The 16,278-nt window shown below is 42.6% G+C and carries 10 protein-coding genes; 9 read left to right on the top strand and 1 reads right to left on the bottom strand.

Features of this window, described 5'->3' with window-relative positions:
* The first annotated feature begins 32 nt into the window (after positions 1 to 32).
* From AB4160_RS09155 to AB4160_RS09120, 8 genes are all read left to right on the top strand, one after another.
* A complete protein-coding gene (locus tag AB4160_RS09155) occupies positions 33 to 1,037 on the top strand; it encodes a LacI family DNA-binding transcriptional regulator (protein ID WP_102439783.1) in 1,005 nt (334 codons plus the stop codon).
* A 718-nt stretch (positions 1,038 to 1,755) separates the two neighbouring features.
* Positions 1,756 to 4,779, top strand: coding sequence for a TonB-dependent receptor (locus tag AB4160_RS09150; protein WP_303502745.1), 3,024 nt, complete (start codon positions 1,756 to 1,758; stop codon positions 4,777 to 4,779).
* 222 nt (positions 4,780 to 5,001) lie between these two features.
* Positions 5,002 to 6,639, top strand: coding sequence for a tryptophan halogenase family protein (locus AB4160_RS09145; RefSeq protein WP_372004289.1), 1,638 nt, complete (start codon positions 5,002 to 5,004; stop codon positions 6,637 to 6,639).
* Positions 6,640 to 6,708: 69 nt separating this feature from the next.
* Complete coding sequence (locus tag AB4160_RS09140; protein WP_102439780.1) at positions 6,709 to 7,434, top strand: SapC family protein; 726 nt, start codon at positions 6,709 to 6,711, stop codon at positions 7,432 to 7,434.
* Between the two features lie 145 nt (positions 7,435 to 7,579).
* The gene (locus tag AB4160_RS09135; RefSeq protein ID WP_372004302.1) at positions 7,580 to 8,536 is read left to right on the top strand and encodes a cupin-like domain-containing protein; all 957 of its coding nucleotides are present in this window, start codon (positions 7,580 to 7,582) and stop codon (positions 8,534 to 8,536) included.
* An 82-nt stretch (positions 8,537 to 8,618) separates the two neighbouring features.
* On the top strand, positions 8,619 to 10,115 hold the full coding sequence (locus tag AB4160_RS09130) for a tryptophan halogenase family protein (protein WP_102439778.1): 1,497 nt from the start codon (positions 8,619 to 8,621) through the stop codon (positions 10,113 to 10,115).
* Positions 10,116 to 10,160: 45 nt separating this feature from the next.
* Positions 10,161 to 10,946, top strand: coding sequence for a DUF6445 family protein (locus AB4160_RS09125; RefSeq protein ID WP_372004286.1), 786 nt, complete (start codon positions 10,161 to 10,163; stop codon positions 10,944 to 10,946).
* 133 nt (positions 10,947 to 11,079) lie between these two features.
* A complete protein-coding gene (locus AB4160_RS09120) occupies positions 11,080 to 13,731 on the top strand; it encodes a glycoside hydrolase family 3 C-terminal domain-containing protein (protein WP_372004284.1) in 2,652 nt (883 codons plus the stop codon).
* A 77-nt stretch (positions 13,732 to 13,808) separates the two neighbouring features.
* On the opposite strand, the gene AB4160_RS09115 is transcribed toward AB4160_RS09120, so the two are convergent.
* Positions 13,809 to 14,396, bottom strand: a complete 588-nt coding sequence (locus AB4160_RS09115) for a tRNA-uridine aminocarboxypropyltransferase (RefSeq protein WP_157936099.1) — start codon at positions 14,394 to 14,396, stop codon at positions 13,809 to 13,811.
* 305 nt (positions 14,397 to 14,701) lie between these two features.
* Here AB4160_RS09115 and AB4160_RS09110 point away from each other — a divergent pair, with 305 nt between their 5' ends.
* The gene (locus AB4160_RS09110) at positions 14,702 to 16,171 is read left to right on the top strand and encodes a capsule assembly Wzi family protein (RefSeq protein ID WP_303413621.1); all 1,470 of its coding nucleotides are present in this window, start codon (positions 14,702 to 14,704) and stop codon (positions 16,169 to 16,171) included.
* The last annotated feature ends 107 nt before the right edge of the window (positions 16,172 to 16,278 follow it).

Here is a 16,278-nt window from a genome sequence, read left to right as displayed (position 1 = left end):
TTATCTAATACGGAAAGCTTAAATAGGGATATATGGCAACAATATATGATGTATCTGTCTTGGCGGGTGTTTCACTTGCGACTGTGTCGCGAGTGATGAATAACAACACCAAAGTCAGCGACAAGACCAAACAAAAAGTATTAAGCGCAATGGAGCAATTGGGTTATCGACCTAACTCTATCGCGCAGTCATTAGCATCTAACCGCTCAAACAGTATTGGGGTGTTAGTGTCTCAATTAGATGGCCCCTATTACGGCCCTATGATGACCGAAATTGAAACAGCCCTCAGAACGGCCAATAAACACGTTATTATTGCCGCTGGTCATAGTGTCGAATCCCAAGAAAAAGAAGGCGTTGAGTTTTTAATGAGTCGCGGTTGTGATGCGTTAATTCTTGATGTTGAAGCTGTAGACGATGACTACCTTATAAAGCTTTGCCAAGGCCCAACGCCCATTGTATTAATTAACCGCTACATTGAAGAAATCAGTGATGCCTGCGTTTACTTAGATAATGAACTGGGTGGCTATTTAGCCACTAAACACATTCTCAGCCATGGACATAAAGCTATTGCTTATATCTCAGGCCCTAAATTTAAACTCGATGCCAAGGACCGCTTGCGTGGCCATCAACGGGCATTAACAGAATTTGATCTCAAGTTTGATGAGCAATTGTGCTTTGAGGGTGACTTTAAAGAGCACAGTGGCAGTTTGGCGATGGAACACTTACTTAGCGTCAATAAACCCTTTACTGCTGTGGTATGTGCCAATGACCAAATGGCCTCTGGTGCTATTGCTGTTTGTCTTGAACGCGGCATGAAGATCCCCCAAGACTTATCTTTTGTGGGTTACGATAATATTCCTTTCCCGCAATATATCTCCCCGAAGCTCACCACGGTTAATAACCCAATCCACGAAATGGGTAAAATGGCGGCATTTTGGGTATTAAAACATGTTTATAATAATACCAGCGCCAATGTAGAAAATACCTTTACTCCTCAGCTGGTGGTTAGAAACTCTGCGACAGCGCCAATCAAATAGATGATAACTAAAGCACTGCATATTAATTGTTATCAGTGGTGATTTAGCCACTGATACAACTGGGTTATAACCCTCCTAGTACCCGCACACGCTAATCTTTTAAACCTATAAGTCAGCAATCCTCAATAGTAAGCTCATTAATCGTCAGCCCTATCGCTAATGCTGCCTGCCAAATACCGTTTTTATCGCTGCAATTGCGGCATTTTTTGAGCTTTTTAATTATCAATCTAGATTACTCTTTTTACTCTCTAACAGCCTAATTAACTGATAAAAATCCCCCCTAAAGCCAAGCTAAACACTGTTCACTAAAGCTGCAATTGTACGTTTTTAAGAATCAGCTTCCATTTATGGCAATAAACAGCTCCCCAAGCACATATTTTTACAAATTTATGTAAGCGCTATCACAAAAAATATTTTTATCTAACTATTTTAAAAAAGCAATAGAAACACAATTTACCAGATTAATAACAATAACTTACTGGAAACCTCTAACATTTTCACAAAAAAACACGGTTAATGAGTTGTAATCTTTATGCTAAATAATGTTGACGCTGTTAACAAATTAATCTAGTTTTATGTAAGCGCTTACATAGTGTTTTACACAAAGCCTTAACCAAGCGCTAACAAAATGATGAATAAAGAACGTTACGAATTAATCGTAACCCGAATAAAAAATCAGAGAGTAGTAGCCTGAATTCGAAGTCGAGGGGAGACTTAGATGAAACCTAGAACATTTAGAAAAACCAGAATTGCCACTAGCTTGTCGGTAGTACTGAGCGCAAGTACCATGATGCCAGCATTTGCAGCAGATGAAGTTGTTGCCGATGAAAACATCGAAGTACTTAAGGTCACTGGTATCCGTGGTAGCTTAATTAAATCGATGGATTTAAAACGCAGCTCTAACGGTGTTGTTGATGCAATTAACGCAGAAGATATTGGTAAGTTCCCGGACAGTAACTTAGCAGAGTCTTTACAACGTATTACTGGTGTATCAATTGACAGACAAAACGGTGAAGGTAGCCGCGTTTCTGTGCGTGGTTTTGGTCCAGACCAAAACTTAGTGATGCTCAATGGCCGTCAAATGCCTGTGACAACCGGTTCTCGTTCATTTGATTTTGCCAACATTGCCTCAGAAGCCATTAGCGCTGTTGAAGTTGAAAAAACTAGCCAAGCTAAAAACTCAACTGGTGGTATGGGCGCAACAATCAATGTTCTAACTCATCGCCCGTTAAGCTCTCCTGGTTTAAAAGCCAGTTTCGGCGTGAAAGCCGTAGATGATACTTCTACCGATGAAGGCTCTATCACGCCTGAACTTTCTGGTATTTACTCAAATACCTTTGCTGATGGCAAATTCGGTATCTCAATTTCAGCCAGTTATCAAGAACGTGAAAGCGGTAATCAGCAAGCCCAAGTGGGTACCGGCTGGCGTAGCTTCCCTGGTATTGTTGACCAAGATTGGGGTGGCAGCAATGCTGAGTGGGGCGGCGTACCAAAAGATGACAATCAAATTAACCGTCCAGGTGAAGGCGATGTTTACTCGGTACCGCAAACCACAGTCTACCGTTTTGAAGAGCAACAACGTGCCCGTACCAACGGTCAGTTAGTATTGCAGTACGAACCAATCGATTCTCTTCGTGCTACGTTAGATTACACTTACATGCAAAACGACATCGATACTCAATCACATGATGTATCGGCATGGTTTAACTTTGTTCCAACTCAAGAAAGTACTTGGTCTGATGGGCCAGTATCTTCGCCATTAGTTTACTCTGAAATCTATCCTGATGGCGGCGCCGATTTATCTATGGCGGCGGGCGATTATGGTACTCGTGATGAAAGTGGTTCAATTGGCTTTAACTTAGAGTGGGATGCAACTGATAACTTATTCTTATCATTGGATTACCATAGCTCTGTGGCAGAACGCTCACCGAACAATAAAAACGGTAGTAGTAGTAACTTAAGTACTGCAGCGTTTATTCGTACTAGTGCGGCAACTGACTTTACTGGTGATGTACCTGTACTTGCTGTCGGCGGCGGTAATCAAGTTCGCCCAGAAGACATGCGCGTAACTGGTTCGGTATTTGGTAATGCTCGTAATAAATCAGAAATTGACCAATTACAAATTAATGGTACTTACATCTTTGAAGAAGCCGGTAGCATTGACTTTGGTATTGCAGCAACTGACGTAAACAACCTTTCGCAATCCGTAAACGTACAACGTAATGACTGGGGCGGCGTTGGCGCTGAAGGGGACTTTGACCCAGCTTGGTTCCCAGCAGGCAGCGTGCAAGATAAATTTGACGGTTCACAAGGTGACTTCTCAGATTATCAAGGTTCAGCATCTATTGACCCACAAGATGTGATTTTCTTATGGGACTTTGAAGCAGTTCGTGCCCGCGCTGCTGAATTATATGGTTCAACTGCAATTGGTGATTGTGGTAATGGTTTCTGCCCATCAACAGATTACGCCAGCGATACTAACCGCTTTACACAAGAAGAGTCTCAATCAGCTTATATCCAATATAACTACGAAGGCGACATAGGTGACATGCCGTTTGACGTTCACTTTGGTGTCCGTTATGAGCAAACAGATGTTGAATCAAACTCTGCTGTTTCATCATATGATGAAGCAACTTGGATTGCGGAAACTGAGATTGCCCTTGGAAGCAGTGGTTCTGGGAATGACAATCGAGTGACTCAAAACCAAACGGGTGAATATGATTACTTCTTACCCAGCTTTAACTTCAATATTGAAGTGGTAGAAGATGTCATGTTACGTGCTGCGTACAGTGAAACAATTGGTCGCCCTGATTATATCTCGATACAAGGTGGTACCACAGTTGGCACACTTGCAAACCGTGGCGGTGGTAGTGGCGAAGCAGGTAATCCAAGCTTGTTGCCGCTAGAGTCTGAAAATATTGACTTTTCAGCTGAGTGGTACTATGACAATGCCAGTTATGTTTCAGTAGGTTATTTCAGAAAAGATGTGACTAACTTTATTGATAATAACGCTTATAACTCTGACATTTATGAGATTCCAGATCCATCAAATGGGGTATACGTTCAAGAAGCCATTGCTGCAGGGGCAACAACAGCGAATGAACAACGTCAGTGGATTTATGACACTTACGGTGCAACAGATCCAAACGTTACGATAAACCCTGATAATGGCAATATTGAAATTACCGGTAATCCTGGTGACCCAAGTATAAACTTCATTATCACCGCGCCAACAAACACCAATGAAAGCTCTGTGATTGATGGTTGGGAATTTGCAGTACAGCACTTCTTTGGTGAGTCAGGCTTTGGTTTACAAGCTAACTACACCTTAGTTAATGCCGGTGATGATTTTGATAATACTAACTTAGGTCGCCCTGACAGTGTCTCTCGTGCAGCTGATGCGCCACAAAAAGTATTAACGAATATCAGTGATACTGCCAACATTGTTGCTATGTATGAAGACTATGGTTTCTCAGCACGTTTAGCGTGGAACTGGCGTGATGAGTTCTTAAACTCTACCGGCAATGATACTGGTGCTAACCCCACTTATACTGAAGAATACTCACAACTTGATTTTAATATCGGTTATGACATTGCGGCAGTAGAAGGCTTAACCGTGTTCTTCGAAGGTCTTAATATTACCAACGAAAACACCCGTACCCATGGTCGTTCGTACACAGAAGTACTTAACTACACCCAAACAGGTGCACGTTATAGCTTAGGTGCGCGTTACACATTCTAATGTGTATGTAAATCTATCAAAAAGTAAGGTCGTTTGAGGTGACCCCATGGTCACCTCTTTTTTTAAGCTACATCCATTAGCAACAAGGACGTTGCACTTTTTTATCAAACTACTGAATACAGATTTCACTAACTATCCCTTGTAAGTGACTGAAAATTATTCGATGCTGTTTAAGTTAACAACTAAGCCTTAAAGATATTAATAAAAACAATAGGCCCTTTTATGGAACAAGCGATAAATCATATAGTCATTGTCGGTGGCGGCACTGCAGGTTGGATTACAGCAGGTATTCTGGCTGCTGAACATAATGCTGATAATGGCAAACTATCGCCCTCTCCCAAGCTCAACATTACCCTGATAGAATCCCCTGATGTTGCCACGATTGGCGTTGGCGAAGGCACTTGGCCTTCAATGCGCACCACCTTAAAAAAAATCGGTATCAGTGAAACAGAATTTTTAATCAGTTGCGATGCCAGCTTCAAGCAAGGTTCACGGTTTATTAATTGGACCCATTCGCTGACTGAAAACCACAGCAATAACCCAAACAATAGTCCAAGCAATAGTCCAAGCAATAGTCCAAGCAATAAAAGCAGCGATCATTATCTACACCCGTTTAGCCTGCCGATGGGCACTAACGAAATTGATTTATGCCCCTATTGGTTACCCCACCGTGACCAAGTCAGCTTTGCTGATGCTGTCGGTCAGCAAAACCAACTGAGTCAGCTATTTTTAGCGCCTAAGCAAATAACCACTGCTGAGTATCAATTTCAAAATAATTACGGTTACCATTTAAACGCCGGTAAATTTAGTCAACTGCTACAAAAGCATTGCACTGAAAAACTCGGCGTCAGCCATATACGCGATCACGTCACGGCTATTCATAAAAAAGACAACGGCGACATTGGCTATTTAGCCACTAAACTCTCAGGTGAAATTGCAGCTGACTTATTTGTTGATTGCACTGGGGTGAAATCATTACTTTTGGGCGAGCAACTTGAAGTGCCATTCATTTGCCAAAAGGCAGTGTTATTTAATGACTCAGCCCTAGCGGTACAAGTCCCCTACCCTGAGCCTGAAACAGATATCGCTTCATGTACCCATTCAACCGCGCAAACTAATGGCTGGATTTGGGATATCGGCTTACCCACACGCCGCGGTGTTGGACATGTGTACTCGTCGAGTCATACAACGCAAGCTGAGGCGGAGCAACAACTGATCGATTATCTAAAACCGACCGCGGGGTTAGATGTTGATAATCTCAACATTAGAGCGCTTTCCATCGCCCCAGGTCATAGGCAGGTGTGCTGGAAAAACAACTGTATGGCTATTGGTATGGCTTCAGGCTTTATTGAGCCCTTAGAGGCATCGGCATTAGCCTTAGTTGAATGGAGCGCTAATACCCTTGCGCAGCAACTCCCTGCTAACCGTCAGGTGATGGATATTGTATCGGCTAGAGTGAATAAGCGTTTTCAGCAACATTGGCAACAAATTATCGAGTTTTTGAAATTGCATTATGTGCTGAGTAAACGCAGTGACAGTGACTATTGGCATGATCATCGTGAATCATCCACCATTCCTGATAGCTTGCAAGAGCAGTTACAACTATGGCAGACCCAGCCTCCAAGCCGTCATGACATTCAACATACTGATGTGCTGTTTCCGGCTGCGAGCTTTCAATTTGTGCTTTACGGAATGGGCTTTGAAACACAAATGCCAAACCAATTAAAACCTTCTTTACAAAATAGAGCTCAGCAATTATTTGCCGACAATATCAAACGTACCCAAGGTTTAAAGCAAGTATTACCGAGTAATCGAGAATTACTTAATAAAATCCAACAATATGGGTTATCTCGTATTTAGCACCCAACCCATTGATAAATTATAACGACAACATAAACAGCAATGACTGTACTTGATTAGGATGTCAGCATGAACAAACCAGTATTACTCAATAGCGTCGACCACAAAGATTTGAAAATCATCACTGAGCGCTCAGCAAAGTACGGTGATAATTTATGGTACACGGTAACTTTCCCGTTAGAATTTCGCAGTGTGCAGGCTAATTATCCGATCTTTTTTCAAAAAGACAGCCAAACGGGTCAATTCTATTCGGTGGCGTTATTTGGCTTCCAACACAAAGAAAACCTGTTCTTACAAGATGGTAAATGGAATGCATCATATATCCCACTAACCGTGCGTCGTCAGCCATTTCTAATTGGTCAACAAAAAGTGACTGAAGATGGCGTTGAGCAGGTGCAACGAGTGATCCACCTCGACCCTAACCACCCTCGGATCAATGAAACTGAAGGCGAAGCCTTATTTTTCCCTTATGGTGGTAATACCCCCTATTTAGATGAAGTAGGCGATATGCTTGAGGCGATTCACCATGGTTTAAGTGACAGTAAACAGTTCATCGATACCTTAATCAAATTAGAATTACTGGAGTCTTTCACCCTAGATGTGCAATTAGATAATGGTGAAAAACATCAAATGATTGGTTTTTATACCATTAATGAAGACACCTTAGCGGGGTTATCAGCAGAAGTGCTTGGCGAGTTGCATCAACATGGCTATCTCAATGCCATCTATATGGCGCTGGCATCACAATCTAATATCAGACAATTACTTAATTTCAAAAATGCCCAAAACAGCTAAATCTCATTAAATTGGATTTACAACAAAAATTAAGTTCTTGATAGGATGTAAGGTAATGAGCATGGCACTAAATCAGACAGCAAAGCAGACGGTAAAAGTCATAGATGATTGTCCATTAGAAGATATTCAAGCTGTGATTGAGGTAATGAATATTGAAAACACCGTTCAGCCCGTTATCTTTAAAGGTGCTTGCCGCCATTGGCCGCTGGTTCAGGCAGGTTTAGATTCTGCTAAATCAGCCGCTGACTACCTGTTGTCTTTTTATCAAGAAACGCCGGTTACTGCCTATTATGTTGCGCCTGAACATAAAGGCAGAGTTTTTTATAATGAGCAGGTCAATGGCTTTAATTACCAAGCCAGCCAACTCAACTTAAGACAAGTGATTGATAAGTTATTTGCCCACCAAGATGATCAATTGCCGCCAAGTATTTATATGGGCTCCACCGAGATAAACCATTTTTTGCCCGGACTTGCGGCTGAAAATAGCGTTAATATCGACCCCATAAAACCACTCACCAGTGTCTGGCTTGGTAATCAATCTCGCATCGCTGCCCACTTTGATTTTCCACAAAACCTCGCTTGTAATGTTGTCGGAAAACGCACCTTTACTCTTTTCCCGCCAGAACAGGTGGCCAATTTATATATTGGCCCGATGGAGTTTGCCCCCGGCGGACAAGAAATTAGCATGGTGGACTTCGATAATCCTGACTTTGAGCGTTTCCCTAAATTTACCCACGCATTAGCGGCCTCACAAACCGCTGAATTAGAAGCTGGTGACGTACTCTATGTTCCAAGTATGTGGTGGCACCATGTGGCGGGTAATCAAGCCTTTAATGTGCTTATTACCCACTGGTGGCGTGACAGTCCAGGTTATTTAGGTAGACCCAATAATGCCCTAGCCTTGGCGATGCTGAGTTTACGCTCATTACCAAAAGCGCAACGCCAAGCATGGAAAGCCATGTTTGAGCATTATGTTTTTGACCATGATGACGACGATGTAGCGCACATCCCTAAAGAGGCTCAAGGGATGCAAACCAAACCGCTAGATGAGCTCAATGCACGTAAATTAAGAGCTGATTTAATCAATAAATTAAAACGCTAACCGCTTTTGTCAAGCAACTTATTTTAGCAAATATGTCTTTAATATCATGATATTACAAGCAAATACAGTTTAGGGAATGCCAATGAACATACCAAATAAACCCATTAAAAAGGTCGTCATCGCCGGTGGCGGCACCGCAGGTTGGATGACAGCTGCGGCATTAACTAAGTTATTAGGTAAAAACCTTGAAGTAGTATTAGTTGAGTCTGATGAAATCGGTACTGTGGGTGTCGGTGAAGCAACCATCCCAACACTGCATATTTTTCATCGCTTATTAGGCATTAAAGAACAAGATGTCATGGCGGCCACCAATGCTACCTTTAAACTGGGCATTTCTTTTGAAAACTGGCATGACGTCGGCAAAGATTATATTCACTCATTTGGTTTTTTAGGCAAAGATTGCTGGGCTTGTGGCTTTCAACATTTTTGGCTTAAGGGTCAGCAACGTGGGCTAGTCAGTGAAATTGGTGATTATTGCACCGAACATTTGGCCGCCCGCGAAGGTCGATTTGCCGTGTTACCTAATCAAGATTACAACCATGCCTATCATATGGATGCCAGCTTATACGCCAAGTTCTTGCGGGTTATTGCAGAGCAGCACGGTATTAAGCGTATTGAAGGCAAAATATCAGCGGTACAGCAGCACCATGATAATGGCCATATCAGCGCGTTAACACTGATGTCAGGTGAAGTGATTGAAGGTGACTTATTTATTGATTGTACCGGCTTTAAGGCCTTATTAATCGAGCAAACCCTTAATGCAGGTTTTGATGACTGGAGCCATTGGTTACCTTGTGATAGCGCCATTGCGGTGCAAACAAAAACCACCAGCAAGCCCATTCCCTATACTCGTTCAATTGCCCGAGAATCCGGCTGGCAGTGGCGCATCCCGCTACAAAGCCGCACTGGCAACGGTATTGTGTTTTGCAGTAAATACATCAGTGATGATGAAGCTAAAGCCACCTTAATGGAAAACATTGAAGGTGAACCATTAACTGAACCACGAGTGATAAAGTTCCGCACCGGTAGTCGCCGTAAAACCTGGGATAAAAACTGTGTCGCTATTGGTCTTTCTTCTGGCTTTTTAGAGCCTCTAGAGTCCACCAGCATTCATTTAATTCAGCGCGGTATTGTACGTTTACTGCAAATGTTCCCTTCACAAGGCATTGTTGAAGAAGATATCAATGAGTTTAACCAACAGACTCGCACAGAAACCGAGAATATTCGTGACTTCATTATCTTGCATTATAAAGTCACTGACAGAGTCGATACACGTTTTTGGCGTCATTGTAAGAGCATGGACGTACCTGCCTCATTGCAACATCGTATCGATATGTTTGATGCTTCAGGTAAAGTCTACAAACACGGTAATGAGTTATTTGGTGAAAGCTCTTGGATACAAGTAATGATGGGCCAAGGTCTAGCGCCGAAACAATATCACCCGATTGTGGATATGATGGAAGATGCAGAACTTGAAAGCTTCTTAGGCAATATCAAAGCAAAAGTGAAACACAAAGTGGCTAATTTGCCTGATCATTATGAGTTTGTGCAGCATTACTGCAAATCAAAAATGCTTTAACTCATTCTAATCGCTTGATAGGTATAGATAACGGATCCGCATATTATGGTCGATGTAACATCAGCAGCACCTAAGTCAGATAAACATATGCCAGATAAACATAAGCCGGCTGGCAGCAATAACTTAAATGCTATGGTGCTGGTCAAAAAGCCCATCAAGCCGCAAGTGGTTTATATCGGTGAGTTAAAAACACCGGTGATTGTGATTGATGACTTTACTGCTGATGTATCTGAGCTTCAGGCCTGTGCTCGCCAAATCGATTTCAATCTCGATATGGGGTCTTACTACCCTGGTGTGCGGGCAAAATTACCTAAAGACTATGTTATTGAGGTGCTTAATCATATATTCCAGCTAATTTATGATGTGTACAAGGTGCCAACCAATTTACGAATTAAGCCTCAAGCGACCTATTTTTCGTTAATTAACCGTCAGCCAGAAAGCTTAACCACCTTGCAGCGGATCCCCCACTTTGATACCCCTGCGCCCTACTATTTTGCCATTTTACAATATTTGAACGACCAGCCCCACGGCGCCACGGCGTTTTTTAAACATAAACCCAGTGGTTTTGAACGTATTACTCAACAAAACATGCAGCAATATTTTAATGCTGCCGAGCCCTATTTACAGCAAATAGCCCCTAAACCTGCCAAGTATTTTGTTGAAAGTAACGCCTATTATCAGCAACATCATCAAATTGAATACAAGCAACACCGTTTGGTGATTTACCCCGGTAACCTATTACACTCGACCTTGGTAAACCTTGATACTGACATTGACAGTAATCCTGATACTGGTCGGCTAACCGCCAATATTTTTATCAATATTGAATAATATCTACAGTAATTATCCGCCAAGTCAGTGATTGAACAAGCCGTATGCCTTAATACCTAACAAACTAACATTGTACAAACGAGTACATGACTAAAACATTAATAGCAAAAGCCAATCCAGCAAGGAGCCTGTGATGACACCGAAAACACCAACAGCTATGAAAGGGCTTACAAAAAAGGTTCAGCTAGCGTTAACACTTACTGCGGCTGCAACAAGCCTTATCAGTGTTTCAACAAATGTTGTTGCATCTTCGGTGAATGCCTCATCACAGTCTCAAGCTTCATCACAAACTCATGCCTTATCGGTTTTATCAATAAGTGAACAACGTCGCTTACAACATCGTTTGTCCAATGTAGAAGCTGAAATTGAGCGCCTTTTACCGCAGCTTACTTTAGAAGAAAAAGTTTCACTGGTGCACGCTGGCGGTAAATTTCATATCCCTGCTATTGAGCGATTAAATATTCATGAAATGTGGATGTCAGATGGCCCCCATGGTGTCCGTTATGAAATTGACCGAAACTCATGGGCGCCTGCTGGCTGGACCAATGACTACTCCACTTACTTGCCGCCATTAACCGCTGTTGCAGCAAGTTGGGACCCGCACATGGCAAGCTTACACGGCAATGTTTTAGGCGCCGAAGCCCGTCATCGCAACAAAGATTTAATCCTCGGCCCTGGGGTTAATTTAGCCCGTTTACCTTTGTATGGGCGTAACTTTGAATACATGGGTGAAGACCCCTTTTTGGCAGCCGCACTAGTAGTGCCGACAATTAAAGCCATTCAAGCCAATGATGTAGGCGCCACTGCCAAGCATTATGCCCTTAACACGCAAGAGTTAAACCGCACAGGCGTTAACGCCATACCCGATGAGCGTACCTTACGAGAAGTGTATTTACCGGCATTTGAAGCCGCAGTAAAGCTCGCTAATGTGCACGCGATTATGGGCGCTTATAATGAATTTCGTGGTACTAATGCTAATCAAAGTAAGCATCTCATTAAAACCATTTTAAAAGGTGAATGGGGCTACGAAGGCGTGCTTCTCACAGATTGGAATGTTGATATCAATACCTATGACGCCGCCATGAATGGCCTTGATATCGAAATGGGTACTGACGTAGCCAGTTACGATGAATACTTTTTAGCAAAGCCGCTATTAGAGATGATCAAAGCGGGCAAAGTGCCTGAGGCTGAATTAGACGATAAGGTTCGCCGTATTCTAAGAGTTCAGCTCAGTATCGGTATGATGGATAAACAACGTTTATCAGGCGAGCGCAATACCCAGGCCCATCGTGATGATGCAAGAACCATTGCCACCAACGGTGTTGTCCTATTAAAGAATGATAATCGCGTATTGCCACTGGATAGCAACAAGGTAACAAACATTCTGGTTTTAGGCCCTAATGCCGATAAGCGTCATGGTTTCGGTGGCGGCTCATCAGAAGTCAAAGCCCTATATGAAATAAGCCCACTTGATGGTCTTAAAGCTAAGTTTGAGCAAGCAGGAAGCAAGGTAAAGATTGAACATATGCGCCCTGCCAGTAGTCAATTTATGCCCATTCCCAATGATTACCTCACCACACGACATTGGACTGGCACGCCGTCATGGCAGATTAATTACTTTACCGATACCAAGATGGAGCAATTAAGCAGTGAATCATGGATTGCAGACCCACAGTTTGATTCCAAGGGCAAAGCGCAAATCATCGAAATCAAAGCTAACATTAAGCCAATGGAAACGGGCAACCATACCTTAAAGATTAAAGGTAGCGGCACAGTATCGTTAACCATTAATGATAACCGCTTAGTCAGCAGTACTCAGGTCACTGATGCAAAAGTGTTAAGCCAAGATATCAAGCTAACCGCAGATGAAACCTATGCATTTAGCCTAACTTATCAAGGTGATGAAACCGTCACTTTAGGCTGGGAAACACCTAACAACTTATATAACACAGAAAAAGAATATCTCGCCGCAGCGAAAAACGCTGATGCAGTAGTTTATTTTGGTGGTTTGAGCCATGCTGATGATCGTGAATCTATTGATCGCCCTGATATGAAGTTGCCAGGTCAACAAGATGAAATTATCGCTAAGCTATTAACAGCTAACCCAAATACCGTGGTATTTATGATTGGAGGCTCAGCGGTAGAAATGCCATGGGCAGATGATGCCAATGCTGTGTTATGGGGCTGGTATGGCGGTATGGAAGCTGGACATGCTTACGCTGATATCCTATTTGGTGATGAAAACCCAAGTGGAAAGATGCCGATAACATTACCGAAAAAACTCGCTGATACTGCGCCAATTGCCCTAAATGATTATAACGAAAAGGAATCACGTTATAGCGAAGGTGTATTTATTGGTTATCGCTGGTTCGAGCAACAAAATATCACCCCACAATTTCCTTTTGGCCACGGTCTATCCTATAGCGATTTCACCTACTCAGACATTCAACTTTCAACTGATAATATCAAAGCTGATGACACGATTACTGTTACTGCAACAATAACCAATAGCAGTAACATCGCTGGCGCTGAAGTGACTCAGTTATATTTGCATGATCTTAACGCCAGTGTCCCGCGACCTGCCAAAGAGTTAAAAGGCTTTAATAAAGTGTGGCTCAACGCCGGTGAAAGCAAACAAGTGAGTTTCAACTTAACCACACGAGACTTATCTTTTTGGGATGTAAAATCCAATGATTGGCTCGCTGAAACCGGTGAATTTGAAGTGATGATTGGCGCGTCTGTCGCTGATATAAAGTTGCGTAAAAAGTTTACCTACACGCAGTAGCAAGCTGAATTAAATAACGACAACTGATAGATATAAAGGGTGAGCAAATAGCTCACCCTTTTATTATATTGTTGAGTTTACGCCTTGAGATTCAACTGCTGCAATAATAGCGCGGTAATTTCAGCGGCCAGCTCGTTTTCTCCAATCTCATTGAGTATTTCAATCGCGCACTCTGCAGTGCATAACCCCCCTTCTACTTGATTGCGCCTTAATTGATATAAAGATGCATGTTTCGGCGTTAAGCTGACTTTTTCAAGCGCCTGTAAATAAGGGCTGCGGTTATACATTTTGCGCGCTTCTTGCCAGGTGGCATCGATGATCACTAGCGCATCAAACTGAGCTAAAGCTGACGGTTTAGATGTAGTAGATGAAGGGATAACTGCAGCCTTAGACGACTTTTCTGAAAAAGCCTCATCATCAACCTTTAACGGGTTTGTCTCCTCTTCAGATGGGAACACTAAAGCCACTTTTCCTGAGGCGATCATTTGCAATAACTCATCACTTGGGGATTTACGTTGCCAAGTGATCACCGGCGCAGCATCAGCCAAGACTTGCGTAACCCACTGGCCAGTATTGGTTGCTCTGGTTAGCTCTCGCTCATGGGTTAATAACACTATTTTCATATATAAGGTTTCACAGTTTTCAAAATATCGAATATCTGCCAAACAGTTCTGGCAGCTTAATTTTACTAGCTTACAGGATTGCATATTGCAGGCCTACTGCTCTGCAGCCATTCGCTGCTTGCGCTAATCATTGACTAATTATCAATTAATACAAAAAATTAATCCTCAGGCTGCATCAATATTTTTTGTAACTAACTGGCTACCTTTGTGCCGCGAGGCTTGAGTGTTTTGTAACATTCAGTAAAAATTGCTTTTCTCAATACGTTAATTACACAATTGGCTGTTATCATAGCGCTAACAACTAATTTTTATCATTTGGTGAGTCATTTCACCCCAAAGAGCATTCAATGAAGTTAAAAATACTAGCAGGGATAGCACTATTTACTAGCTTTTCTACCCAAGCCGCTTGGTGGGTGGAACCTACAGACTTGCCGCTTAGAGCAGATATACAATTACTTTCTGATACTGGCGTTATTATTCAGCCTGTGACTACCTTTCCTTTGATGTGGTCTGGGATAAAAAAAGATTTAGATAATGCTGCTGACAGCCCAATGTCGGTGCATCAAAAAGATGCTTATCATCGTGTTATGCGCGCTTACAATAAAGATCACCAAGCTGTGACTTTAGGTGCAAGCTTAAGTGGCGCCAATGAAAAAGCTCGCTTTATTGGTTACGGTAATGACTATCGCGACAAAGCTGAAGTTGAATTTACAGCAGAAGTCACCCAAGACTGGTTTAGTGGCCGCTTAGCAGCGAGTTACCATTACGACTCAGCAGATGGCAATGAAACTCGCCTAGATAATAGCTTTGCAGCAGTCAAACTGGGTAACTGGATTGTCACTGGCGGCGCAGTGCAAAAATATTGGGGCCCAAGTTGGGACTCAGGTTTAATCCAAACCACCAATGCCAGACCTATGCCAGGCATTACCTTTTCTCGTAATGACAGTAATGCCTTTGAAACCCCTTGGTTAAACTGGGTTGGTCCGTGGACCTTTACCACCAGCTTTAGCCAAATGGAAAGTGATCGCTATGTGCCTGACACCCAGCATTGGGGCGCTCGTGGTACCCTAAGACCCATTTCAAAATTAGAAATTGGCTTTTCTTGGACCATGCAATGGGGCGGTGAAGGCTACGGCAACAGCTTGTCTGATTGGTGGGATGGCTTATTTAATGGCGGGATGTCTGAAAGTGAGCTTGAAAACGGTCAAGAAAACATGCTCGCAGGTTACGATTTTAGATGGTCTGATACCGCTTGGGGCGTACCTTATGGTATTTACTACGAGCGCATCCACGAAGACTATCACAATGAGAAACATAAGCTGATTAACGCCTCAAACATGGGTGGGGTAGATGTTTTTATTGCCTCACTTAACACCCGTTTTTTTGCTGAATACTCAGATACTGCAGCTGCCTGTGGCGAAGACTCTAACGTCTACAACTGCATGTATGAACACGGCTTTTATAAAAGTGGTTATCGTTACTATGGCCGCAGCTTAGGCAGCACCTATGATAATGATTCTCGCGTTGTGGTGTTAGGTGGTATTACTCAACTACAACATGGCCAAAGCTTATCGACTAAGTTTCGTTATGCCAAACTTAACTTTGATGGGGTAGACACTGGTAACCCAACTGGTGGAAATCCGGTATCCCCTGGCCGTTATGAGCGTTTGTTGCAGCTTGATGCCAGTTACCACCGACCATTTTATGAAGGTAAGTTAAAACTTGGCGGCACTGTTGGCTACAGTGAGTATCCTGAAGTTGATACCAGCAGCGATTGGGAAACCACCGTTTACGCTGGTTGGGAACGCGATTTTTAATTGCTAATCACAATAGCAAATTAACACACTGAAATATAATAAAGCCCATCATTTGATGGGCTTTTCTGTATTTCCTATGTAACTAAAGCTAAAACAGACTCTTTAAA

Origin of the sequence: Shewanella sp. 10N.286.51.B8 (assembly GCF_041469325.1) — a bacterium.
Classification (GTDB): domain Bacteria; phylum Pseudomonadota; class Gammaproteobacteria; order Enterobacterales; family Shewanellaceae; genus Shewanella.
The sequence above is the reverse complement of the archived record's forward strand: the minus strand, read 5'-3'. Positions and strand labels throughout refer to the sequence as shown.